This is a genomic window from Streptomyces sp. NBC_00203 (assembly GCF_045206325.1).
Classification (GTDB): domain Bacteria; phylum Actinomycetota; class Actinomycetes; order Streptomycetales; family Streptomycetaceae; genus Streptomyces; species Streptomyces lutosisoli.
Genome location: NZ_CP108126.1, coordinates 10,486,891 through 10,510,260 on the forward strand (window position 1 = coordinate 10,486,891; position 23,370 = coordinate 10,510,260).

Annotated in this window: 21 protein-coding genes and 6 pseudogenes; 12 read left to right on the forward strand and 15 right to left on the reverse strand. The window is 67.2% G+C overall.

Going from position 1 to position 23,370, the window contains the following annotated elements:
* Positions 1 to 52: 52 nt before the first annotated feature.
* A complete protein-coding gene (locus tag OG975_RS46565) occupies positions 53 to 697 on the reverse strand; it encodes a GNAT family N-acetyltransferase (protein ID WP_406335850.1) in 645 nt (214 codons plus the stop codon).
* 377 nt (positions 698 to 1,074) lie between these two features.
* Entirely contained in the window at positions 1,075 to 3,183 is a 2,109-nt protein-coding gene (locus OG975_RS46570; RefSeq protein ID WP_406336758.1) for a tetratricopeptide repeat protein, read from the reverse strand.
* A gap of 3 nt (positions 3,184 to 3,186) precedes the next feature.
* Here OG975_RS46570 and OG975_RS46575 point away from each other — a divergent pair, with 3 nt between their 5' ends.
* From OG975_RS46575 to OG975_RS46595, 5 genes and pseudogenes are all read left to right on the forward strand, one after another.
* Entirely contained in the window at positions 3,187 to 3,393 is a 207-nt protein-coding gene (locus OG975_RS46575) for a hypothetical protein (RefSeq protein WP_406335851.1), read from the forward strand.
* Between the two features lie 944 nt (positions 3,394 to 4,337).
* Positions 4,338 to 5,603 carry a glycosyltransferase family 4 protein gene (locus OG975_RS46580; RefSeq protein ID WP_406335852.1) on the forward strand — a complete coding sequence of 422 codons (1,266 nt, stop codon included), beginning with the start codon at positions 4,338 to 4,340 and terminating at the stop codon, positions 5,601 to 5,603.
* Entirely contained in the window at positions 5,600 to 6,415 is an 816-nt protein-coding gene (locus OG975_RS46585) for a transferase (RefSeq protein ID WP_406335853.1), read from the forward strand. Before OG975_RS46580 ends, OG975_RS46585 begins: the two co-directional genes overlap by 4 nt.
* A gap of 121 nt (positions 6,416 to 6,536) precedes the next feature.
* Positions 6,537 to 7,118, forward strand: a pseudogene (locus tag OG975_RS46590) (transposase); the annotation flags it as partial.
* Positions 7,115 to 7,450 carry a hypothetical protein gene (locus tag OG975_RS46595; protein ID WP_406335855.1) on the forward strand — a complete coding sequence of 112 codons (336 nt, stop codon included), beginning with the start codon at positions 7,115 to 7,117 and terminating at the stop codon, positions 7,448 to 7,450. The pseudogene OG975_RS46590 and the gene OG975_RS46595, both read left to right, overlap by 4 nt.
* Here OG975_RS46595 and OG975_RS46600 read toward each other — a convergent pair.
* A complete protein-coding gene (locus tag OG975_RS46600) occupies positions 7,444 to 7,992 on the reverse strand; it encodes a transposase (RefSeq protein ID WP_406335856.1) in 549 nt (182 codons plus the stop codon). The genes OG975_RS46595 and OG975_RS46600 overlap by 7 nt on opposite strands.
* Positions 7,993 to 8,042: 50 nt before the next feature.
* On the opposite strand from OG975_RS46600, the gene OG975_RS46605 reads away from it, so the two are divergent.
* Positions 8,043 to 9,650 (forward strand): ISL3 family transposase, encoded by a 1,608-nt coding sequence (locus tag OG975_RS46605; RefSeq protein WP_406335858.1) that lies wholly within the window; start codon positions 8,043 to 8,045, stop codon positions 9,648 to 9,650.
* Positions 9,651 to 9,674: 24 nt separating this feature from the next.
* Here OG975_RS46605 and OG975_RS46610 read toward each other — a convergent pair whose 3' ends face one another.
* Positions 9,675 to 10,235, reverse strand: coding sequence for a winged helix-turn-helix domain-containing protein (locus OG975_RS46610; RefSeq protein ID WP_406335860.1), 561 nt, complete (start codon positions 10,233 to 10,235; stop codon positions 9,675 to 9,677).
* A 369-nt stretch (positions 10,236 to 10,604) separates the two neighbouring features.
* Here OG975_RS46610 and OG975_RS46615 point away from each other — a divergent pair, with 369 nt between their 5' ends.
* From OG975_RS46615 to OG975_RS46630, 4 genes are all read left to right on the forward strand, one after another.
* Positions 10,605 to 11,279 (forward strand): SMI1/KNR4 family protein, encoded by a 675-nt coding sequence (locus OG975_RS46615; protein WP_406335861.1) that lies wholly within the window; start codon positions 10,605 to 10,607, stop codon positions 11,277 to 11,279.
* A 266-nt stretch (positions 11,280 to 11,545) separates the two neighbouring features.
* A complete protein-coding gene (locus tag OG975_RS46620) occupies positions 11,546 to 12,016 on the forward strand; it encodes a transposase (RefSeq protein WP_406335862.1) in 471 nt (156 codons plus the stop codon).
* 95 nt (positions 12,017 to 12,111) lie between these two features.
* Positions 12,112 to 12,453 (forward strand): hypothetical protein, encoded by a 342-nt coding sequence (locus tag OG975_RS46625; RefSeq protein ID WP_406335863.1) that lies wholly within the window; start codon positions 12,112 to 12,114, stop codon positions 12,451 to 12,453.
* A gap of 148 nt (positions 12,454 to 12,601) precedes the next feature.
* Positions 12,602 to 13,672 carry a hypothetical protein gene (locus OG975_RS46630; RefSeq protein ID WP_406335865.1) on the forward strand — a complete coding sequence of 357 codons (1,071 nt, stop codon included), beginning with the start codon at positions 12,602 to 12,604 and terminating at the stop codon, positions 13,670 to 13,672.
* Between the two features lie 145 nt (positions 13,673 to 13,817).
* Here OG975_RS46630 and OG975_RS46635 read toward each other — a convergent pair whose 3' ends face one another.
* From OG975_RS46635 to OG975_RS46650, 4 genes and pseudogenes are all read right to left on the reverse strand, one after another.
* The gene (locus tag OG975_RS46635; protein ID WP_406335866.1) at positions 13,818 to 14,081 is read right to left on the reverse strand and encodes a hypothetical protein; all 264 of its coding nucleotides are present in this window, start codon (positions 14,079 to 14,081) and stop codon (positions 13,818 to 13,820) included.
* Between the two features lie 699 nt (positions 14,082 to 14,780).
* The gene (locus OG975_RS46640) at positions 14,781 to 15,173 is read right to left on the reverse strand and encodes a hypothetical protein (protein ID WP_406335867.1); all 393 of its coding nucleotides are present in this window, start codon (positions 15,171 to 15,173) and stop codon (positions 14,781 to 14,783) included.
* A 185-nt stretch (positions 15,174 to 15,358) separates the two neighbouring features.
* Positions 15,359 to 15,499 (reverse strand): annotated as a pseudogene (locus OG975_RS46645) (IS630 family transposase); the annotation flags it as partial.
* A 133-nt stretch (positions 15,500 to 15,632) separates the two neighbouring features.
* A complete protein-coding gene (locus OG975_RS46650; RefSeq protein WP_406335869.1) occupies positions 15,633 to 16,079 on the reverse strand; it encodes an anthrone oxygenase family protein in 447 nt (148 codons plus the stop codon).
* A gap of 91 nt (positions 16,080 to 16,170) precedes the next feature.
* On the opposite strand from OG975_RS46650, the gene OG975_RS46655 reads away from it, so the two are divergent.
* Complete coding sequence (locus OG975_RS46655; protein WP_406335870.1) at positions 16,171 to 16,749, forward strand: TetR/AcrR family transcriptional regulator; 579 nt, start codon at positions 16,171 to 16,173, stop codon at positions 16,747 to 16,749.
* Between the two features lie 267 nt (positions 16,750 to 17,016).
* On the opposite strand, the gene OG975_RS46660 is transcribed toward OG975_RS46655, so the two are convergent.
* The 4 genes and pseudogenes from OG975_RS46660 to OG975_RS46675 all read right to left on the reverse strand — a co-directional run bounded on the left by OG975_RS46660 (position 17,017) and on the right by OG975_RS46675 (position 20,797).
* Positions 17,017 to 18,582, reverse strand: a complete 1,566-nt coding sequence (locus OG975_RS46660; protein ID WP_406336759.1) for a hypothetical protein — start codon at positions 18,580 to 18,582, stop codon at positions 17,017 to 17,019.
* A 1,152-nt stretch (positions 18,583 to 19,734) separates the two neighbouring features.
* Positions 19,735 to 20,020 (reverse strand): annotated as a pseudogene (locus OG975_RS46665) (transposase family protein); the annotation flags it as partial.
* Positions 19,994 to 20,191 (reverse strand): annotated as a pseudogene (cas2e, locus tag OG975_RS46670) (type I-E CRISPR-associated endoribonuclease Cas2e); the annotation flags it as partial. The pseudogenes cas2e and OG975_RS46665, both read right to left, overlap by 27 nt.
* Positions 20,192 to 20,584: 393 nt before the next feature.
* On the reverse strand, positions 20,585 to 20,797 hold the full coding sequence (locus tag OG975_RS46675; protein ID WP_406335872.1) for an FG-GAP repeat protein: 213 nt from the start codon (positions 20,795 to 20,797) through the stop codon (positions 20,585 to 20,587).
* 67 nt (positions 20,798 to 20,864) lie between these two features.
* On the opposite strand from OG975_RS46675, the gene OG975_RS46680 reads away from it, so the two are divergent.
* Positions 20,865 to 21,293 (forward strand): hypothetical protein, encoded by a 429-nt coding sequence (locus OG975_RS46680; RefSeq protein ID WP_406335873.1) that lies wholly within the window; start codon positions 20,865 to 20,867, stop codon positions 21,291 to 21,293.
* Positions 21,294 to 21,381: 88 nt separating this feature from the next.
* On the opposite strand, the pseudogene OG975_RS46685 reads toward OG975_RS46680, so the two are convergent.
* The 3 genes and pseudogenes from OG975_RS46685 to OG975_RS46695 all read right to left on the reverse strand — a co-directional run.
* A pseudogene (locus tag OG975_RS46685) lies at positions 21,382 to 21,576 on the reverse strand (hypothetical protein); the annotation flags it as partial.
* Between the two features lie 37 nt (positions 21,577 to 21,613).
* Positions 21,614 to 21,772 (reverse strand): annotated as a pseudogene (locus tag OG975_RS46690) (trypco2 family protein); the annotation flags it as partial.
* Positions 21,773 to 22,606, reverse strand: coding sequence for a PIG-L family deacetylase (locus tag OG975_RS46695; protein WP_406335874.1), 834 nt, complete (start codon positions 22,604 to 22,606; stop codon positions 21,773 to 21,775).
* Between the last annotated feature and the right edge of the window lie 764 nt (positions 22,607 to 23,370).

Genomic DNA, 23,370 nt, shown 5'->3' on the forward strand with positions numbered 1-23,370 from the left:
GCGGCTGCTGTTGCGCGTCGCCGGCCAGACTGCGGAAGGTCGGCCCGCGCTGCTACGGGTGACTGCGTCGGGTCGAGGGCCCTGCCGGATCCGGCGCTTGTTGCAGGTCCAGCATCATGTCGAGCGACAGGGAACCGTCCGCCTCGGTGAAGAAGCCGACCGGTTGGAAGCCGTTCTTCTCGTAGTAGCGGATGGCGCGAGGGTTGTCGGCGCGGACGCCGCCCCACAGGATGATCCTCGTCCTGCCGAGCAGTCGTGCGACCTCCGTGACAAGCGGGAAGGCGAGCGTCCCGACGCCTCGGCCCTGGTAGTCGTCAGCCAGAGTGGGGCCGAAGCGGCAGTCAGTTGTCTCGGTGAGGCGGATGCCCGCGTCCTGGTAGCGCGCGATGTCCGCAGGAGTCAGAGCGAGGCTGAATTCGAGAAGGCCGACGATCCTGCCGGACGGCACGTCCTCGAGCACCAGCCTGAGCTTGTCGTAGCGCGCGATCGCGTCACATAGCTCCCGGGCGGTCGCGAGGTCGTACCCGCCGAACGTACTGAAGCGCCTCGATTCGGAGGACAGGGCATCGAGGAACTCGGCCAATTGCCCCGCGTCGGCGTGCGTCAGGGGGCGGAGGATGACATCCGAACCGCCATGAGGTTTCAGACGGCTCGTCAGGCGAAGGGGATCCTCAGCAATCTCCGTCAGCGTAAGCACCCCAGCAGCCTCTCTCCGAACCGGCTTCGAGGAGACAACCTACCGGCTCCCAAGATTCCGTAAGAACGATTAATCCTTGCTGGGACGGCACCGTGATCCACAACTCTTGACAATTGCTCGGGCTACCCACGGACCACCGACTTCTCGGAAAGTGCCGAAGAGCCAGCTTGGCGCGGCCGCCGTTAATTCTTACCGCCCCCATGACCACCCGGCACACCGAACACGTCTCGCGAACGGGCAGCCGCGACTCCACGCCTGCTCCGCACTCGCTCGGTCGACCCACTCCGTTGGCCACCGAACCGAGTGGGGCAATGAGTACCCCTGAGCGAATTCACAGGTCTGGGCGCGCCACCGCTCGCGCGCACTCGACCAACCGGTTACGGACTCTGTCGCCTGCGCTCTTCGGCGCCCTGGCTTTCCCAGTGAGCGAGGCTCTCACGGATGAACTGCGTGTGCTGGTGATTGGGACCGAGCACCGCCCGACAGTCATCCAGCAACTCGATGAGGCAGGTCACCGCACCGGTCGAATCACCTGCCTCTCCCTGCCAACGAGCCAGGTGCGCCCTGGTGATGAAGGTGAGGGGGTGGCGGGGACCCAACACCCGCAGGCAGTCATCGAGCACGTCTGCCGTCGCTACTGCAGCACCCGCCACGTCGCCAGCCTCTCCCTGCCAACGGGCAAGACCACTGCGCGTGGTGAGGGTCTGGGGATGATTGGGGCCGAGTATCCGCAGACGGTCTTGCAGCAGTTCGGCCGTGGCACGAGCTGCACCGGACACATCTCCCGCCTCGCCGCGCCACCGGGCGAGGCTGTTGCGCGTGGTGAGGGTCTGAGGGTGATCGGGGCCAAGCGTCCGTAGACAGTCCTCCAGCAGCTCCGCGGTCGCGGCCGCAGTGCCAACCGCATTCCCCAACTGCCCCTGCCAGTGGGCCAGACCGCTGCGGGCGGTGAGAGTGCGTGGATGATCCGGACCGAGCACCCGCAAACGGTCCTTCAATAGCTCCGCGAACGCGGCCGCAGCGCCGACCGCATCCCCCGACAGCCCCTGCCAGTGGGCCAGGTTGTGCCGGGTGGCGAGCGTGTCAGGGTGGTCGGGGCCGAGCACCCTCAGCCGGTCACCCAGCAGTTCGGCTGCGGCGCGAGCTGCACCGGACACATCTCCCGCGTCGCCTCGCCACCGTGCAATGCTGTGGCGGATGGCGAGGGTGGCAGGATGATCACCGCCCAGGCTATGGGTGACCGTGCCGACAAGGTGATGGTAATGATCGACAGCGGCGGCGACTTGACCGCTCTCCCCAAGACTGTCGCCTACCCGGAAAAGTACGGGGTGCAGGTCAGGCTCATGGAGAGCTTCCAAGGCGTAGGTCATGAGGGCGGTGGTGTTGGCATGCATCGCCTGAATAAACGCACTGTCGCGTTGGGTGTCGGGCCAAGCTGCCAGGAGAGCGTCACCCGCAGTACGGGCTACGCAGTTGCGGTGAGCGGGCAGGAGAGTATCGCGAACGGCACGCTGAACGAGCTGGTGAACCCGGACCATGCCGTGAGACGTGTAGTCGACGAGGCTGAGCCGGTGTAATGCCCGTAGAGCGAGCTGCACTTGGTCGGCAGTGACCTGCCCTGATCGCCCTTGCCGCAGGCCGTGGTGATCAGTGAGGTGAGCGAGCGTGGGCGGACTGATCAGGACCGCGTCGGGAATCCCGTTGGGGTCGAGGAACGCAGCGAGGAAGAGCAGAGGGCGGGCCAAACCGGCGGGACGCAGGGCGTCGGCGCGGTCGATGGACAAGCTCCAGGTGACGGCTGTTGGGTGGGTCTGGCCGTCCGGCAAGGTGTCGGGGGCGGCGTCGGCGAGCGTGCGGGTTCGGTCAGCAAGCAGTCCCCGGTAACGAGCACAGCTGACGTCGGCGTCATCGATGTACGCGGCGGCCTGTGCAAGAGCCAGCGGTAGATGCCCCAGATCGTCGGCAAGTGCGGCGAGCTGCTCGTCCGGCTCGTTGCGACGATGGTTTTTCAGCGCATCGGTGAGATAGGCCAGGGATTCGGCCGGTCCGAAGACGCCGACTTCGATCAGGCGTCGGCTGCCCGCGGTGAGGGCCGCGTCCTTGCGACGGGTCGTGACAAGGGTGTGGCCGTACGGGCTGGACGGCGGCCACAGGCCGCGCAGGTCGGCAGGGTCGGCCACGTCGTCCAGCACGATCAGCCATCGGCAGAGCTGCTGTTGCGCCTTGGGTTCCAACCAGGCCAGAAATGCTGCCGCCGCGCGCCCGGGGTCGGTGGGGTCCACACCGAGCACCTCGACCCCGGCCTGCGCGAGCGCGGACACGACCGCCGTAGCGTCCTGGGCGGTGATCCACAGCAACAGGTCCACTTCGCCGTCTCGCCACACGGAGCGAGCGTAGTCGGCGGCGAGTTGGGTCTTACCGACCCCGCCCGTTCCCGCCAGCACCGCGCCCGTCGACCCGATCATGGCCGTTCCGCCCTCGGTCATTTCGTGCACAAGGCGATCTGTGGCAGTCCGCTCCCGAAAGCACTCGGCCTGCGGCGGGATCAATCCGACCTGATGCGGCCACTCGGCTCGCAACCACAGCGAGGCGTGGATGATGTGCTGCTGGACCTGACCGATGCTGGCGGCAGCGATACCACCGACAGCCCCGGTTATGGCTGTGCCGGTGCGCCCCTGATGCGCGTCAGCCTGTGACGGGCAGTCACCTCTGCCGGGACCGGTCAGCCCCGCTCCGGACCCGGCAATCGAGGGTTCCCAGCGGACCCGATTGTCACGTTCCCCATCCGCAGCGCTGCCGCTGATCCGGCCTCGGCGTGGATGTGCACGCTCCCCCCAATGGCCGGACCGTCATCCGTGGCTGACACCTCGCAGTCCGCTCCGACAGCGGCCTGAAGCTCCACCAGCAATTTCTCTACAGCCCTGGCGAAGGCAGGGTCACGGTCAGCGGCATCGTCCAGGGAGTCCGTGAGCCTTCGCCGAGTGCGCTCCGAGGGCTCGTCGTGACCAGCCTCGATTTCCTCTCGGGCACGCTCCAGAGCCGGATCCTGTCCGAGTTTGCGGCTGACCAGTTCATGCAGCCGGTCCATCCCCGCGTCCAAGCCATGATCCACTTCCGCGTCAGCCCGACCCGCCACGCGTCGGGCCTTCCCGACCAGCCACGCGAACACGTATCCGACCGCTATTTCCACACCCGTCACCATGCCCCCCTCGATCCGGCGACTCCGGCATCGGGACCCTACCCACAGGTCCTGTCCCCGTACCGCGAGCAGTGCCCTGCAGTCGGCCGAATGGGCTGGCGCTCGCCGTCCGTGCCAGTCGAGCAATTAACTCGATCACCGCGATCACCTGGTTCGGCGACATCAGTGTCTTCCCGGCCTTCGGGCTGCCACGCTCCGTAGCCGACGAGCCGCCCGGGGAGCCCACGACCGCGCCCGTTTTATCGCCCCCTGAGTGTGCAGGCCACTGCGGTCGCGTCCCGAGCAACGAGGCCGAGCAGGCCGAGCTGACGTAGTGACGCTCGAGGCGGGAGTTCCTGCTACCCGGCAGCCATCACCTGAATGCCTCCCTCCGCATCGAGTGGCCACTACGAAGTGGTAACGGGGAGCAACCGTAAGGGAGTTGTCTTGGTCTAAGCCGCCATGAAGATCTCTTTCCTGCTCCACAACGCCTACGGGATCGGAGGCACGATCACCACCACCTTCAACCTGGCCCACGCCCTGGCCAAGAGCCACGAGGTGGAGATCGTCTCTGTGCTGCGGCACCGGGAGCACCCGAACTTGACCCTGGACCCGAGGGTGTCGCTGCGGCCGCTGGTGGACCTCAGGCAGGAGAAGGAGCATCCGCTGCATCTGAGGCCGGCGAAGGTGTTCCCCCGCGCCGAGTACCGGTACCTGCAGTACAGCGAGTTGACCGACCAGCGGATCGGCGGGTGTCTCGCCACAATCGACGCCGACGTGGTGATCGGTACCCGGCCGGGGCTCAATGTGCATCTCGCGCTCCAGGCTCCGCGACACGTCGTACGCATCGGGCAGGAGCACCTCACCCTGGACCACCACCCGCCACGGCTGCGCAACACGTTGCGCCGGGCCTACCGCCGGCTCGACGCGCTCACCACGGTGACCGAGGCGGACGCCGCCTCCTACCGGCGCAAGATGAGGCTGCCTGGTGTACGGGTGGAGGCACTCCCGAACAGCGTGCCGGATCCGGCGCTGCCGGCCGCGGACGGTGCCGCGAAGGTGGTCGTCGCAGCCGGCCGACTGGTCCCGGTGAAACGTTACGACCTGCTCATCGAGGCCTTCGCGGTGGTGGCTGCAGAACACCCGGACTGGCATCTGCGCATCTACGGCAAGGGTAAGGAGCACGCTCGGCTGCGGCAGCTCATCGCCGATCTCGGCCTGTGGAACAACGTTTTCCTGATGGGGGCGGCGACCCCCATGGAGGCAGAGTGGGTCAAGGGCTCCATCGGTGCGGCTGCCTCCAACTTCGAGCCGTTCGGCATGACGATCGTCGAGGCGATGCGTTGTGGCCTGCCGGTGGTGAGCACCGACTGCCCCTATGGACCCGGTGAAATCATCGAAGACGGCGTCGACGGCCGACTGGTGCCGGTCGGGGACCGTGACGCGCTGGGCGCTGCCCTGCTGGAACTGGTCCGTGATGACGAGCGGCGTCGTCGTACGGGCCGTTCGGCCTTGGAGAACGCGCGGCGGTTCGCTCCCGGCCCTGTGGTCGAGCAGGCCGAGCGGCTGTTCGCCGAGGCGGTCTCGGCGAGAAGGGCAGGGCGACCGATCGTGCAAGAACGCACCCGCGTTCACCGCGTCCTGGCCGGCCAGGGCTACGCCGCCCGCGATGCCGCATTTACCGCGGCCGGCCACGCACTGCGCATGGTTCGGAGGGGACAGCGGTGAGCACGGAACACCATGGGCAACAACGCGTTGGCTGCGCGGTCGATGCGAACGGCCAGATCACCTTCGACCTGCCGCCGGGGCCTGCCGACGGACAGCAGTTGCTGCTGCGCTGGCGCCCGAAGAAGGGACAGTCCGAAAAGGCCTTTCATACCCTCGACCTGGAGCCCGCCGCCGACGGTCGCCGACGCGCCGTCCTGGGCCCGCAACCCGTTCTTCCGGAGGGCCGGTGGGACGTGTACCTGCTCCAGGACCCGAGTTCCGAGCGGCAGCGTGTGCGCCCAGGCCTTCGCGACCTGCGGGCACTCGTTGGGGGACACCTCCGTGATCGGCCGTCACCGCTGGCCGTCCGGATCCCGTACGTCACCAAGGACGGATACCTCGCCGTACGAGCCTGGCTGCGCCCCGCCCACGCGGAGGTCGACGGCATCAACGTCACGGACCGGTCGATGACGGTCGGCGCACGCCTGCACGGCACCCCGCTCCTGGACGGAGCCGTTGTGCGCCTGCGCCTGCGGGACGGCGGCACGGTACACGCACTGGAGCCACGGGCCGGAGACGACGACCGAAGCTTCTCCTTCACGGTCGACTACGAGGAGTTGGCCGCCGAGGTGAGCGCCGGGAGCGGCGTCTGGGACGTCTTCATCCAGCCGACGTCGGAAGCACCTCTCATCCGGGTCGCTCGTCTCCTCGACGACGTGGCGGACCGCAAGGAGGTGTTCGTCTACCCACCGGTCACAGTCGGCGGTGCCATTCTGCGCCCCTACTACACAGTCGACAACGACCTGGCCGTAGAGGTGGGGAGGGCTGGTTGAGGCTGCGGGCGGGGGCGGAGTGGTGTCGCCGTGGATCGTGCCCGCCGGCGACGACGGCATCGTCCGCTGCCCCGGCGACACCGGACGCGCCCAGTCGTGGCCCACGACGACATCGCCTTGCCTGCTGCGTGAGTGCCGCCGACGCGGCATGCGCGACCCCGAGCTGGTCGTCGGCGACGGTGCGATGGCACTGTGGAGCGCACTGGCCGGGGTGTTCCCCGCAGCACGCCACCAGCGCTGCTGGGTCCACACTCGCAATGTCCCGAACGCCCTGCCGAAGTCCGCTCAGCCGGGCGCAACGAAGGCGATGCAGGAGATCTACAACGCCGAGGACCGGACCCACGCCCAGAAGGCGATCGAGGCGTTCGCCCGCACCTACGGCACCAAGTGGCTTAAGGCCGTCGCGAAGATCACCGACGACGCCGAGGAACTGCTGGCGGTCTACGACTTCCCGGCCGAGCACTGGATCCACCTACGGACCACGAAGCCGATCGAGTCGACGTTCTCCACGGTCAAGCTCCGCACCAAGGTCACTCGCGGCGCCGGCAGCCCGGCCGCGGCCCTTGCGATGGTGTTCAAGCTCGTCGAGTCCGCCCAGGCCCGCTGGCGCGCGATAATCGGCACCCACTACGTGCCCCTGGTCCGCGCGGGTGCCCGGTTCAAGAGCGACATCCTGGTCGAGCGAGAGGAGGCAGCCGCGTGAGCGAGATCCCCGGCCCCGGCAGCCGTCGAAGCAGCGTAGAACTGCAGATTGACCGGGTCATCGTCGCGTCCTTCGAAAAGGCCACTGTCACTGTGCGCTGTCTGCGGGGGCCGGTCCGTCGCGGTGCCCGCTTCAACTGGCTCAGCGGTTCAGCACAAGCGATTGACCTGACGCTGACGCAGGCCGTCGTCTACGGGCATCGGGTGGCAGAACTCGACATTGGCGTCACCGCCTTCGTGGCTCTCCGAGGAGATGGCGTCCAGCGTCTCATGTCGGGCACGTTGGCCTCCGGATGGCAGGTCATCCAAAGCGTCAACCCGTTGCTCTACTGACGTTGTTGCCGTGATGTCGTCAAGGTGAGGCCGGTTTCGGCGAGACATCCGTCGATGAGGTTGCTGCGGTACTGGATCTGGCGGAGACCGTGCCGAAGCTCGCTCATGAGGTGGTCAGGGTCGGTGAATGCGGTGTTGGCCTGGCTGCTGCGTCGCAGCAGTGACCAGACGCCTTCGACGGGGTTGAGGTCGGGTGCATAGGCCGGCAGGAAGTAGCAGGTGATCCAGTCGTGGGTGTTGACGAACTCCCGCAGTCGGCGGTCTTTGTGCACGTTCAGGTTGTCCCACACCAACACGATCGGCGCGCCGAGTTGCTGGTGGGCGGCGATGAGCAGATCGCGGTAGTCGGTCCAGGCGAAACTGCGTCTGCCGCCCCGCTTGTGATCGACGTGCCGCTTGGGCCGGTAGATCAGGTGTGAGCGTTCGCCCTGCTTGTAGCAGGCCAGAGCGGCAATGGAGATGCGCCGCTGGGAGCGTCCCCGGACCCGGATGACGGGTGTGTGCCCGCGCCTGGCCCAGGTGCGGACGGTGGGCGGCGTCATCGAGAGGCTCAGTCAAGATTTCCGTGACGGGGTGACGGAGCGTCATTCCGGTGGCATGGTCTGCCGTGTGTGATGACTTGCTGGGCATCGTGTTCCCGCACCTGGAGAAGGTGCGGGTGGAACACGTGTGGGTGGAGGACGGCGTGGTGCGGGTCAAGGCCCGCACCCTGGACCGTGCGTTTCCATGTCCGTCGTGCGGTGTTTGCTCGTACCGGGTCCACAGTCGGTATCGGAGACACCTGGCGGACGCCGCCTTGGGCGGGTGTCCGGTGGTCGTCGACTTGTCAGTGCGGCGGCTGTTCTGCGATGTCGCTGATTGTGCGCGTCGTACCTTTGCCGAACAGGTCGAGGGCCTGACCATCCGCTATGGACGTCGCACTGTGGTGCTGGTGGTCCTGGTACAGGCGATTGCCCTGGCACTTGCGGGCCGGGCAGGCGCCCGGCTTGCCGCCGTACTCCACATCGCCGTCAGCAGAGTGACGTTGTTGAACGTGCTGATGGCGCTGCCCGACCCCTGCCCTCCCTCACCGCGGGTGCTCGGGGTGGATGACTTCGCCACCCGACGTGGGCGCAGATATGGGACGGTGCTGGTCGACGTCGAGTCCCGTGCCGTCCTCGATTTGCTGCCCGGCCGGGAGAAGGAACCCTTGGCTGTCTGGCTGGCCGGACACCCGGGGGTCGAGGTGATCTGCCGGGACCGGGCCGGCGCCTATGCCGAGGCGGCCCGCGCAGGCGCTCCGGACGCGCTGCAGGTGGCCGACCGGTGGCATTTATGGGACAACCTGGCCACCGCTGTCGAGCGCACCGCGATCGCTCACCGTCCTTGTCTGCAAGGAACTGAGGTGAGCACCCCTTCGGCCCGGCGCATGGCCGCGGCTCCGCCCTCGACGCTCAATCCGGACACCGGCGCGGAGAAGTGGCTGGTCACCCGGACGCGAGAGCGACACAAGGCAGTTCACCGACTGCTGGCCCGCGGATGGACGATCAGCGCCATCGCGCGGGAGCTGGGCCTTGCCCGGCACACCGCGGAACGCTATGCCCACTGCAAGAACCTCGACGGCCTCATCGAAGGCGCCCTTCGCACCACACGCCTGGACGACTACAAGCCTTACCCGATCCGGCGCTGGAACGAAGGATGCACCGATGCCGCCCGTCTCTTCCGGGAGATCCAGGCTCAGGGCTACCCGGGACGAACCCCGCAAGCGGTGCGCCGCTATCTCCGGCCGCTTCGCACCGGCCTCGGCTCCATCCGGTCGCCGGCCCCGGTGCTCAAACCGCAGCAGGTCACCAACTGGATCATGTGGAACCCCCAACACCTGCGCGACGACGAAGAACGCCATCTGGGCGAAGTACTCAGCCGGTGCCCGGAGTTGACTGCCGTCCGCAGCCACGTGCATGCCTTCGCGCGGATGGTCTGCGATCTCGGCGGAAACAGCCTGCCAGCATGGACAGACGCCGTCCACGCCGACGACCTGCCCGCCCTGCACGCCTTCGCCGACGGGCTCCGGCGTGATCACCAGGCTGTCACCGCGGGCCTTACGCTGCCCTGGAGTTCCGGTCCTGTCGAAGGCCACGTCAACCGGATCAAGATGCTGAAGCGACAGATGTATGGGAGAGCCGGTTTCGCACTACTCCGCAAACGAGTCCTCCTGGCCTGACCCAAGTCACGCTCCGTCACCCCTTCACGGAAATCTTGACTGAGCCCATCGAGAACCCGGCCTCGTCTTCGAAGCACAACCAGGCCCCGAGCGCCGCCACGGCGTTTCCACCTGGAGCCAGGTCTCCTTCACCCAGCCGCTCACGGCTTCTTCGTCGCGCTCGATCGCGCGGCGGGCGGGGACCTGGTGGCTGAAGCCGTGCCGGTGCAGCATCTGCGCGATGGCCGACAGCGTCATGCTCTTGTGGAACCGGCGCCCGATCAGCGTCTTGATCCGCGCCAGCGTCCAGGTCTGGTCCGGCCAGCCGTGCGCTACCGGCCCCTTGGCCAGCTCCTGCTCGAGCACCTCGAACAGTGCCTCGCTCAGCTTGGGCCTGGACGCCGGCCCTTGCGACTCCAAGGCGGATGTTCCGCCGTGCTCCCATGCCTGGCGCCATCGTTGCACCGACCGGACGCTGACACGTAACTGCTTGGCGACCGCGGCATTGTCGTGTTCCAGGGCGAATAACTCGCCCGCCTGCAACCGGATGTGCTCGCGAAACACCCGTCGCTCCGCGGTCAGCCCGCCCCCTTGCGGATACCTCATATGACCGGCCTACTGCGACAACCACAGCTTGTCGACCCCAACGACATCACGCCAGCAAGGTCAGTAACCCAGCGATCCACGGGAATTGACAATTGTTCGGTTCGGAGGGGACAGCGGTGAGCACGGAACACCATGGGCAACCACGCGTTGGCTGCGCGGTCGATGCGAACGGCTCTCGCCGCAACTGCCGCGATCCTTCAAACAACGTAAGTGGCTGTTGCTCTACCGCTCTTGATGGTCGGGAGTTCGAGGCTGGCCACTCGGTCGGGTGCTCTCGCGGTCTTGCTGCGCTCGGCGGCGGCGTCTCCAGTCGCCGGTGTCGCCCACCCAAGCAGGCCGAGCGCCGGGTCGCCGGTAGGGTCGGGCGCCATGACTGACTGGACCGGGGTGCGTGATCGGGTTCTGGCTCTGGCCGCAGTGCCGGGCAGCGACAAGGTGTTCGGGGCGAGGGCGCACGGCTTTGCGCTCGATGCCACTCTGACCGCCGCCGAGGTGGCCGACCTCCAAGCGTGGCTGGACGTTGACCTGCCCGAGGACTATCGCTCGTTCCTACTGCATGTCGGAGCCGGCGGGGCCGGCCCGGCTTACGGCATTCTCCCGGTGCGGCGCGAGGGTTCCGCGGGCTGGCACTGGGTTGGAGAGCTCATTGAGGAGGTCGAGCCGGGCATGTTCGCGGAGGTGTTCCCGGGAGGGGCGGATCCGGTGGCAACGGTGGGGATCCTGGGTGAGCGGCCGCTGGAGGAGGAGTTCGACGACCCCGCCGATCTCGACGCAGCCCTTGAGGCGTGGGAGGAGCGTCTGGGCGAGGTGCAGTACGATCCGCGCCGCACAGCCGGGGCGCTTTGCCTGTGTGATGAGGGCTGCGGGCTGATGGTCTGGCTGGTCGTCACCGGATCGGAACGCGGCCGAATGTGGCGTGACCCGCGCTGCAACGGCACGGATCTTCATCCGATGCGCGACACCGACGGCCTTCCACTGGACTTCGCCAGTTGGTACCTCGGGTGGCTCACAACCACCGAGGCTGCCTGCGGCCTGGACCGATAGCAAGAAGTCCGCTGCCGATCTTGAAAACACGCGACTCGAGGCCTGTCGCCCGATTGGGGGATCTCCGGCTCGTGCGCGCTTGGAGACAGGCCCCCTGCGCAGCTCGTGGGGGTCGAAGTCCACGTGCAACAGGAGGCCCTGTGCCGAAGTCTTCCGCGCTGCCCTCGGATCCGTCCAACTCGGTGGCCCGACGGTGTGATTGTCTCGCGCACGCGCACGGGAACGCGGCCGATCACGGGGAACGTGTGCGACGGTACCCGTCTGACATGACCGACGCTGAATGGACGGCGGTCTGGCCGCTGCTGCCGGTGCCGCGCTGGCTGCGGGGCCGGGGCGGCCAGCCGGAGGCGTTCTGCCACCGCGCGATACTGGACGCGATCCGCTACGTGGTCGACAACGCCACTAAGTGGCGGGCCGTACCGGCCGACTTCCCGCCGTGGGACCGGGTCTACGCGTTCTTCCGATGCTGGCGCGATCACGGCCTGGTCCGGGAGTTCCACGACCGCCTCCGCCGCAAGGTCCGGCGGCTGGCCGGGCGGGATCCGGAGCCGAGCGCGGGCGTGATCGACTCCCAGTTGGTAAAGGCGGACGCCGTCGTCGGATCCGACAGCCGCGGCTTCGATGGCGGCAAGCTGATCAACGGCCGCAAGCGCCACGTCGTGGTCGACACCCTCGGCCTTGTTCCGGGTGCTTGTGCTGGTCGTGGGCTGCCTGCGGTATGGATCAATTGTCTGTAGTGGCCTCGAAGTTCGTCAGTACGAGCAGCGTGAAGCAGGTGCGTGGCGCGAGCGGGGTCAGTGCGGAGCTTGGTGAGGAACCGTAAGTTCTTCAGATGGGCGAAGAGGAGGCCGGCAACGCCGTCACCCTTACGGCCGCCGGGCCCGCCGACCTGATAGGTGCCACCTTCCAGTACCGGCGCAGCGAGGCCGACACGTGGTCGGACATCCCCGCCTCCGCCGTCACCCAGAGCTCCGACGGCAGCGCGGTCACCTGGCCGGTCGCCATGACCGACGGCGTCACGCCTGCGCTCACCTGGGACACCGGCGCCCTGACCGACGATGGCGACCTCCAGTTGCGGGCAATCTTCACGGGCACCAACTCGCCGGCCCCCTCGGACTCCGTCACCGTCCTGCTGAACCGGGTCGACGTCAGCTTGTCTCTTAACCCGGCGTGAGGCGAGACGGGTGAGCCGAGGCACGGTAGTTGCCACATAGGCAGACGTGTTGTCACGGGGCTGGGTTGGTGGGCGTTGTAGCCAGGTGAGCGTTGACGCCGGTTGAGGTGGCAGGGGACTGTCGGTGGCTGGTGGCAGGATCACCGGCATGGTTTTCGTACGTACGACTCCGCCGCGGCCTGTCGAGGTGACCGCGGTCTTTCCTGATCTGGCTTCGTTGGCGCGTCCTGCGATTCGGCTGCATCCTCGTCCCGGGTCGCCTTCGATAGGGGAGAGCTCGGTCGGGGGGCCGTTGCTGTGGCCGGCTGAGGAGCCGTGGCCACATTGCGAAAGCGCGCACCTGGACAGTGGGTTCCGCCGGTCGCCGGCAGACGTACGGCTGGAGAGGCGCAGGCGGGCCCGGCAACACCGTGATCCCCATGGTCCCGCGTTCACGCCCGAGGAGGAGGCGACCAAGGAACAGAATGCCACGAGGCTCGCGAAGCGACTCGACGCCGGTCCTCCCTGGCCCGCGGAGTGCCCGGTCCCCATGTTGCCCGTGGCCCAGCTGTATCTGCGCGACATACCCCTGTTGCGGCCGCCCGGACAGGCCGATCTGCTCCAGGTTCTCTGGTGTCCCTACGACCACGATCCGGATTACAAGCCCGCGACTGCAGTGTTCTGGCGGTCCGCCGCCACGGTCGTCGATGTCCTCGCCACACCACCGGAACCGTATGAGGCGAACCACCCGGGCTATGTGCCGGAGCCGTGTCTGCTGGCGCCAGAAGCAATCACCGAGTACCCCAACAGCCTCGATTTGAGCCCGGAGATGCGGCTGGCGGTGGGGGACTGGAGCAGATGGCAGGCGGCCGGCGTGGGCGTGGACGGCTCGTACGCGGACTATCCGGCGGAGTTTTATGACTGCAATCTGGCTGACGCTCCCGGCTGGAAGGTCGGGGGCTGGCCGCCATGGGGCCGCACCGACCCGTACCGCCGATACTGCACTGTCTGCGACGCTCAAATGGCCCCGCTGCTGACCATCGCCTCCTTCGAATGGGACGGTGGTTCGCGACGCGGCTGGGCGCCGTACGAAGACCAAGCCGCCGCCTCTGCTGCCGGTCATCGCGCTGGCCAGGACCCGGCGCAGCCGACGAAGGTCGAAGTAGGCAGCACGGACAATATGCAGCTCTACGTTTGCCCGACCTCTCCCGAGCATCCACACACCGACCTGATCCAATGAACTGTCGGGCCTGTCACACACCCTCCCGTAGCCGGTGACAGAAGTGCTGCCAAGTCAGGTGTGTGACAGGCCGCTTGCCTCGCTGGTGAATCAGACTGCTTTGACCAATCCCACTCACTACGTCATCCATCTGATCCGGTGACAACTATCGAGCCTCGGCACAACGGGCGAGTGACTCCGTGGGCCAGCAGAGCCATTCGAGAAGGCGGCTGGTGATCACGAAGTAGTGGACGCTGACCCAGCCCTGCTTCTTCTCCAGGACCTGCGGGGCCTCATCCCGGTAGAGGTAGCGGAGGTACCTGCGGCGGATCGGCGCCCCAGCTAGCAGCAGTGCCGGGGAGGAGATGAGGATGGCCACCAGGACCAGGGCCCTCACGACGGTTAACTTCGTCCTCTCCTCATATCGCATGTGCTCAGTGTGCTGATCTGCATGTTGCTTGTCAGCCTGCTCTGCGCGGTTTGGTGCCGACCTTGTGGTGGGCGGGGCGGCTGTATGCCTCGCCGGTGGAGAGGACGCGTCCCGCCTCGTGGCCGGTGGCTGGCCGGCGTTTTTTCGAACCCGGCGGTCGCTTTGCCGGGACGGCTGTGCCGAGCGACTCGCTGCGGGAGAGAATGCTGGGCATGACGACTTGAAGAGCACCGATCGGGCGGCAGCACTGGCGCAAGATCGGGACCTGGGACACGGTCTCCGACGGGGACCGCCGGATCTGTGCCGCCTGCGGAACGCCCGTCCGCTCGTACCAGTACCGATTCCATCCGCCCGAGTCCTCCATGTTCGAGCGGTGCATCGGACTCGCCTGGTGTTCCAGTTGCCGGATCTACTGCGGCAACATGGTGCACGTCCCGCGAAAGCGGGTCCTGGTCGACGCCCTCGCTTCGCTTCCCCGCGAACAACGGGAGAGGCTTGCACGTTCGGAAACACGTCTGATTGAGTTCCTGGACCGCCAAGCCCGAGGCAGCAGAGATTAAGGCTTGTCCCGTAGCACCTGGCCGCAGTTGAGATGATTCGGCATTGCCTGCCTTTACGACCTGCTCCTCGAAGCTGAGATTCTGCAGGTAGTGGCGGCTGCGGTAGGGCAGAGGGTGGGTGATGCGGATGCGGATCAGCTCAGGGCTCGAACGAGTCCTTCGTGCTGGGCCTCGGAGTGCGTTTGACACCGCTGCACGCCAAGAGCTCGGTCCCGGTGGCGTCGAAGTACAGAGTGAAGAACCAGGACCGGTCTGCTGCGTCGATGACGCCGGTACGCAGTTGCTCGTCGCGGTGCCGAGCGAGGATCTCAACGGTCTCGTCGAGGCCGAGGGTCGTCAGGCCGCGCTTCAACGACCATCTCAGCCTCGTTGAAGCGATGCCGGCGACCATCCACTGGGGCACCTCCCTGTCCCAGACCACTACCTCGTCGCCGGCGGCGATGGCGTCGCGTGCTGCCTTGCAGGCGCTCGTCTGGTCGGTGAGCATCGCGGCGATGTCGGGCTGACTTCGGTGCTCGGTCTCGGTGGCCATGCGGTGACTGTAGAGACTGAATGTGGACGTTGCTACAGGATCCGGCGTGGCCTGCGCGGGGCGTGGGATAGAGGATGCGGTCGTGACTGGTCGAGCCAAGGCTTTCCCGTAAACGATCTCCAGTGGGCGAGGCTCGTTCAATTGCGCAGCCTCGTCGGACGCTTCAGGTCCGGGCGAGGAAGACAGTAGGTGGCCGGCACTTGCTCGGGACGTTTCCGTTCGGCCCGGCCGGAGCCCGCGGTGGGCCGGATCCCGAGCGGTCCGAACTGGTCGAAGGCGAACACCCGGTCGGAGAAGCGGTCGGGGACCTCTTCGATCGCATCGAGGGGCGTAGCTTGTCGGGATCGCAGTGGTGGGCTCTCGGTGGCAGCTGTATTCCCGGATGTCGGGATTTCGTTGGCCCGCTGCCGCCCGGGGAGTGGGGATTGTGCGCCACCGGCGCGGTGTCGGCCCGCGGGCTCAGGTGAGGGCGGCGGCCAGCAGGGCGAAGGCGGCGATGATGATGGCGACGCGGACGTAGTGGTAGCGGTTCCAGCGGTTCATCTGCTCCTTCCAGTCGGCGGGGCGGTTGTCGGGGGTCCACGTCTTGTTCCGGTTGTTGATCGGGACGAGCAGCAGGATCGACATGACCACGCTGAGGAGCAGCAGCGCGCCGGCGGTGACCACGAGGCCGGCGCCGTGGTGGTGCCGTCCGGCGACGGCCCAGACCGCGACGAGGACGAGCGAGCCGATGTACCAGAACGGCATCACGGCGCCGAGCATCCGGCCCCCGTGGGCGTGGCCGAGTTGGCCGCTGTCCTCGGGGAGCGCGTTGAGGATCGGGTTCATGACGAAGGCGACGGAGAACTCCACCCCCACCATCACGCCGACGACCACGGTGGTGACGACCTCGAGTGCGTTGAGCATGACGACCCCTCTTGGTATCTAGCATCGCTAGGTGACGAGGCAACGCTAGTGCTGCTGCCGCTCGATTGTCTAGCGGTGCTAGGATCAAATCATGTCGGTACAGGAACGCAAGGAGCGCGAACGGGCGGGCCGCGAGCGCCTCATCGTGGCGACGGCCCGCGAGCTCGCCGAGCAGCAGGGCTGGGACGCGGTCACCACCCGTCGGCTCGCCGAGCGCATCGAATACAGCCAGCCCGTCCTCTACAGCCATTTCCGCGGCAAACGGGAGATCATCGGCGCCGTCGCCCTCGAGGGTGCCGCCGAGATGGCCGCGGCGGTGCGCGCCGCGACCTCCGCCGCGGACGGCCCGCGCGAGCGGGTGTACGCCCTCGCCCACGCCTACCTCGACTTCGCCGCGCGCAACCCGGCGGTCTACGACGCCATCTTCCAGCTCGACGGCGGTCTCCCGTACGCACAGGAGGACACCCCGGAACCTCTCAAGGACGCTTTCGCCGCGCTGCTGGAGTGCCTCGGCGAGGTCGCCGGGGACGGCGTCGACCCGGGGCTGTTCACCGAGGTGTTCTGGGCGTCTCTGCACGGGGTGGCGACCCTGACCCGGGCGGGACGGCTGCCGCCGGAGGACACCGAGCGGAGGGTGGAACTGCTGGTGGACCGGCTCGCCATGGTCTGACACACCGTCCCGGCGGGCGCGCAGCCGGGGTCCTCGGGCCCTGCCGCCTGCCTGCGGCATCGCTTCCGGTCACTCGCGCCCACACGGCGCAGTCGCAGATCGCCTGGCCCCGTACCCCCGACGGGGCACCCGCCCCGGAAGCTGCGGTGCTCATTGATCACGACCCGATACGCGCCCTAGATCAGATGCCCTTTAGAGACGTTGAAACTCAAACTTCGCCAGATGCTCCATCGATTCCTGTACCGGCCGTAGGCGACATGGTCGATGTCAAGGTGCCGGCGTCCTGCTCCTCCTTGGCTCGTCGCCCATGTCGCTGGCGGAAACGTGGTCGTCGGCGGCGAACTTGCCGGCCTCTACATGGCTGACGCTTACAGCTCCGTTGCTGATGTTCGTGATCTGGTGGGCGAACTCGTCTGTTCGGTAACCGGATTCGGCCAGTGCGGACCGCACCCCGTTGACGACCCGGTGCTGGATGGCCAGGACGTAGCGTGAGGCATCCATCTGCTGGAACAGTGCCCCAGCAGACTCAGAGCCCAGTTCGCGCACCGACAGGGCTGGCCCGTCGGGCAGCGCGTGGGCGTATCCGGCCGTCTTCAGCCGCCATCCGTATGCCACGGACTTGCCGAGGACGGCCAGTGAGCGGGCGGCGGAGCCCGGCACCCGGGTGATGGCCCAGGCTGCCTTGCCGAGCACGTTGTTGTGGCGGAAGCGGTGGGCGGTACGGTCCGCGTTCCTGAAGTCCTCGCGCACAGGCAGCAGTACGTGCGGGGTGATCTCCAGGGTGAGCATGCGGCCCTGGGTGTGGATGCGCACGAAGACGGTGACGACCAGCTGCTCGTCCCAGCCGCTGACGCGGATGCGTAGGAAATGCCGCCGCTTCTCGGCGCCCTCTTCGACCGCGCGCGCCCGATGGTCCTCGAAGGCCTGCGGGTTGTACGGCGCCTCCTCGCGTCGCAGCAGCCCCTCGGCGGGAAGGAAAACGCACTCGTCGAGCTCCAGACACCGCAGGCGGTCGCGCCCCAGGTGGCTGTTGGATTCCGAGGGCAGCCTCAGCCCTTCGACGAGCGGCTGGATCTTGTCGAGGACGGCGCGGTTGCTGATTGGCTGCTGCTGCTTGTCCTCGTTGGGGTTAAGTTCGACCGCAAGGACCCAGGGGTTGTAGGCCGTGCCTGCCCCGCAGAACGGACGCGCGGGGTGGTACATGACCAACGGTGCGTGCTGTTCGATCCGTACCTGGTCCTTGAGCCGCTGGAGCCGGGGGTTTTGGGCCTGCTCGGCGGGGTCGCCGGCGGCGTACGGGAAACGCTGCGGCGACAGCTCGGCTGTCAGTATCCGGGCAAACTGGCCGCGTTGCGATGCCGCGCAAAGGGCGATCAGTGCAAAGAGGCATGGCGTGGTCCAGGCCTGCCCGAGGGCGGGGCCCGTGATCAAGAACAGCAGGCATGCCGTGAAGAGAAGGCGACCGCACCAGCGCAGGAGAAAGGCAGACACTTTTTGATGGAGCGGCGGGCCGTCCACGTCCCGGTCCGAGAGGCGAGACGCGAGCGCGAGCATCAGGCTCGGCACCAGCAACACGGCCAGCCGCCCACTGCTCAGCACCGCCCCCGCAACCCACAGGGCGACGGCCACGCCGGCCCAGATCTGTTCCAGGCGTCGGGCGCGTAGCGCGTGTGCCAGGATGCGCCCGGCGTCGAAACCGAGTGAAGGGGCCACGAAGCGCTGCTCGTTGACGTACAGCTCCTCGATGACCCGGTCCCGGTAACCGGTGTTCAGATACGTGCCCACGCACAAGAGTCGTGTGGCTTCACTGGCATGGGGCGGAGACAGGGGCAGTGTCCGCTGCGCCGGCGGAGCGGGGGTGTGCGGAACGGTCGCGGATCGAGACTGGTCTCGGGCGCGGCCGAGAAGGGGCACGCTGACTTTCTGCGGATGTCTCCGGCCACCAGCAATCCCCGTCTCGGCAGTGGGGAGTTCTGGGCCCTCCGGACGCGTAAGGCGCAGGGATGGCTCGGCCCGCCGGCGGGCTCCCGCAGGGGATGGGCTCGTCAGAGACGGCGTTTTGGGCTTCTGTGGGGCAGGTGCTGAAGTTTCTGGCCGGTCAGAGGCAGTTGGCTCGCCGCCCGGCACGGTTGTGGTGGCCGTGGGCATCTTTGAGTCGTCAGCCGGCTCCGGGGCGAGAAGGCTGCGTTCGGACAGGCGAACCCCCAGGAGTGATGCGAGCACCAGCCGCGGCCACGAGTATCCCTCCCGCCCCCTCGGGGGTGGCGCCGCCTGATGGCGTTGCGGGGCTTCGACGAATGAGGCCCACACCGTTCTGGCTCGGGCACGTGCAGTCATGGACCGTCCTCCGCGCTGCCCTCCTGAGAGCCGACTGCCTGAGGTGGGTTCGCTGCCGTGACTGGGTGAGGGGACTGCGACGGCAGAACCGTTTGGCTGGGGACACTTCCTATGACTGCGCCGTTGGTGGCGAGCTCAGGGACTTGGGGCACCAGGGGCGCGGCGGTCGTCCCACTAGTCTCCGTTGCTGCCGCCAGGTCAGTCCCTTGGACGGCTTCTTGGACCCCCCGAACCGTGCCCAACTGTCGGAAGAGTCCGGGCGCTGCCGCGCCAACGGCGATCGCCGCAGCAACACCCGTCACCTGGGAGTGGAAAGCGCATCCCGCGGCGGCTCCAAGCAGAGCCCGAAGAACCAAGACGATGCCGTCAGGGCCGGGCAGTACATAATCCCGTAGCGGGGGTTGATCTTCTCTCTTTCTCTCGCGGCATGCAGCTTGCCAATCCGTGACGTCGGCGAACAGAGCCACGAAACCGATCATGCATCCGCCCACCGCCCCATATCCCATGGCCGCAAGCACGTTCACATTGACTCCCACCTACTCTCCGTGGCCATGATCTGACAGCCTGACAGATCGGAATAGTCCAGCTAGCGGCTTTCCAGAAGTTCTGTCGATAAGTGATCGGGAGATCAGGGGCTGATCCAGTCGGCTGCTCGGCGATGCTGTGGTCACGAGTGGGCACGAAGGTGTCGTCCACGATGAGGACGGTGTCCTTCTGGAACCGCTTGGGGGCTGGGGGCGAGCGTCGGCCCGCGCTGGTCGATGATGCGGCCTGCGGCGGACTTCGAGACGCCGAACAGCGGCGCGAGCTGGCGCATCGTCAAGTTCGTTCGCCAGCAGGCCACCACCAGCAGCACCGGATCCTCCAGCGGTAGCCCTCATGGCCGGCCCTTGCCGACGGCGTCCGCGCCTTCTTGCCGCAGCACGGTCACCACAAGGAGGGCTCGGCCCTGTCCCGCGTATTGCTGGACTTCGTTCCAGAGGGCATCTCGGATGCGGGCCGAGGGGTTGCCGATGAAAACGCCGGCGGAGATTTCCAGGAGCCAGCGGGTGAGGAATCCGCGGAGTCCGGGCGGGTAGTTGGCTTTCCGCAGGTCATAGGGCATAGGAGTGAAGGTGATCGTTTTTGCCGTTCGGTTCGGCGTCGGATGGACGCCGAACCAAACGGCAAATGAGAGATCGTCAGGCGGCTGCCGCGAGGGAGGCCAGGACGGGCATCACCCTCATGACCCGCCGCCTCACCCGCCGAAACCGCCAAAACGAGAGGCCCACTGGATGTGTGCTTCGGCGTGGGTCATGAGGCGTTCGTAGTCCGGAGAACGCGAGCAACGGTGCCGCGTGGGTCTTCTCGGCCACCTTCAGCGGCATCACCGCGAGCGGTTCCTTCTCGTTCGGCCCGTCCACCATGGGCCTGCCCGCGACCGGGGCCCTGTTCGGAGCCTCGGTGGCCGACTGACGGCGACCACATCCCCGTACGAACGCAAGCCTCTACCCACGCATCATGGGAGAGCGACATGACGAGCCCGCCGCAACGCGCGGGTGTTCTGGCTGAACGACTTGATGCCGGTGGTGGTCAGACCGTTCGCGCTGCCGCGCAGCACGAGCACGGTGTCGGCGTCGGTGAGGCCGTCGAAGTCCTCGCCGGGCAGGCCGGTCACCACGTCGGGGTAGCCGTCGCCGTTGGTGTCGCCGATCGACAGGCCCGAGCCCATGCCGTCATGCCACTCCCCGACGCCCGGTACGCCCGCGGTGTCCTGGTTGATCCATACCGGCTTGCGGGTGGTAGACGACCTGGCCCCGCTGCTGCTGAAGGACCTCGTCAGGAGCCGCGGCCAGCTGCGAGTCCGCAGACCAGGGCGAAGTGGCCACATCGTCTACCTCGACGAACTCACGATGGACTTGGCCACGGCATGGGTGGTCGAACGGTTCCGCCGCTGGCCCACGACGACCAACCCCCACTTGATCGTCAGCCGGGTCTCGGTGGCTGATGACAGAAACCCGATGGTCAGCACCGAGGTGACACGAAAGCCCTTCCGGCGCATCGGCATCTCCCCCGGCCGGCTCCGTGAGGACCGGATCTACGACGAGGCCCGCCACACCGATGACCCGGTGCGGCTGATCCGTCTCTTCGGCCTGGGTCAGACGACCGCGATGAAGTACGTCATGGCAGCCCATCCGGACAGGCGTCCGGACCCGATTCAAGCGTGAACCCACCGCACACCTCCCCTCACGAGCGGCGAGGTCGGGCGGGTTGCGCCTCAACCTCATCCCGGATTGCGGGAACCCGCCTACTTCGGTCTGCGTACGGGTGCAGTCGGGCCCCGGCGGTGCCGTCGGCGAGCGTCCGCTGCGGCACTGCGGATTGGGCTGGGGTGGGCGCGGGCGCCTCGCGGCCGAGCAGGTCCAGGGCGGCCTGGGTGCCGTGGTCGCGGCGGGCGGCGGCGACTTCTTCCAGGTCCCACACCATCTCGCCGACGACCGTGCGACGCGGCGCCGTTCCCCCTGTTATCGCCTACGGCCCTACTCCAGCCCGTCGATCGGTCCGCCGCGATCGCGCGCTTCACCCCGCCGCCGGCCGTCGCGGTCTGCCGCAGCTCGATACCGAGATCCAACACGATCTCCTTGACCGTGAACTGGATCAGTGCACCGTCCCCGTCGTGCTGCGCTGCGGCCAGCCCGCTGCGCACCTAGCGCAGTCCGGCGAAGAGATCGTTCTCGGGTACGGCCGCGCCGGTGGCGTCCTTGACACGTACGAAGGTCTCCATGCCCATCATCTCGCCGAACCTCTCCTTGCCCATCTTGAGGAAGAAGATGTTCTCGCCCTGGCTGGCGTGCGCGGCCAACGCGTCGAACTTCTGGCCGCTGAATGCGGTGGCGTCCACCCACGTGGTGATCTCATCGTCGGGGAGGCCGATCTTGGCCATCGCGGCGGCCTCGGCAGGATCCGGCTCCGGCATGTCCTCATGAAACTCGCGCATGATCTCGCCGAACCGCTGCATCATCGAGCGGGGCATCGTGGTCCAGTACACCTTCGGTGTCAGCGCGGTCATCTCCAGCGCCGCCATCGTGATGCGGTGGGCCTGGATGTGGTCGGGGTGGCCGTAGAAGCCGTTCTCGTCGTAGGTGACGACCACATCAGGTCGGTAGTGCCGCATGAGTTCCGCAAGTCGGGCGGCGCCTTCCTCCACGGGGGTCTGCCAGAAGGATCCGGGGGCGTCGTTGCTCGGCCAGCCCATCATCCCGGAGTCGGCATAGTCCAGCATCTCCAGATCGCTGACCTTCAGGACGTCACAGCTCGCCTCGAGTTCTTGACGGCGCATCAAGGCGACCGCCGCCGGATCGTGCCCGGGATCGCCCGGCTTGACATCCCCCGGTCCGTCACCGCAACCGCCGTCGGTACACGTCACGAGAACCGTGCGGATGCCTTCCGCCGCGTACCTCGCGAGGACCCCTCCGGTCCCGGTGGCCTCGTCGTCGGGGTGGGCGTGTACTGCCATGAGAGTCAAGGGCCGGTCAGTCATGAAACAGTCCTCCTGCAGAAATATGTCTTGGTCCAAGTATCGCGGGCGGGTGTACCGCGATCCTGGGGCCCGGATCCTGGTGGGGCGGACGACGTTGTGGTCTCCGTGTTCCCCGCCCGTGTGGCGCCGGTCCCTCGGCCGATGCAACCGTGCCGGCCGGACCGGTTGTTCCCGGCGCGGCCGCTTGGCCTTCCAGGCGTCGGCGTTTCAACGCGAACGAGGTGCAGGCGCGACCTGCATGTCTCAGCGCCATATCGGATCCGACTTCCATCTGGCACCAGCTCGCCTCACGGGCCTCGGTCTGCCGGGGAGCTCAAGCGGCTCGGGCCGATCAGAAGTCACCGTGAGGCGGGCTCGCGCCGCAAAGACCAACGACTGATCAATGCGCAGGCGTTGACTCTCGGTAGCGCCGAGTGCTCCTCCGTCTGCCATAGGGCCTCAAGGGCGCGATCTCCGCGTGGAGTTCACTCGACGCTAGCGACAGCCGACACTGGGCAACTCTTGTGGCGTCGTCGACAGTGGCGGCGACAGGGTGTTGCAGCCATGATTCGAATAAGTCGAAGAAACCGGGCCCCCTGCATGTGTAAGGTCTCGCCGCTCGTGACATGTCGATCTTGCGTGACCTGGGCGTTCTTGGCTGTCTCACGGCCTTGTCACCCATGATCAGCCTCAAATCCGTGGCATTTCCTCGCGAGGGCGAGGTCGAGATCAGGCGGCTTGTCCGAGTCGGCCGAGTACACCACGCTGAGCCCCGAGCACGATGG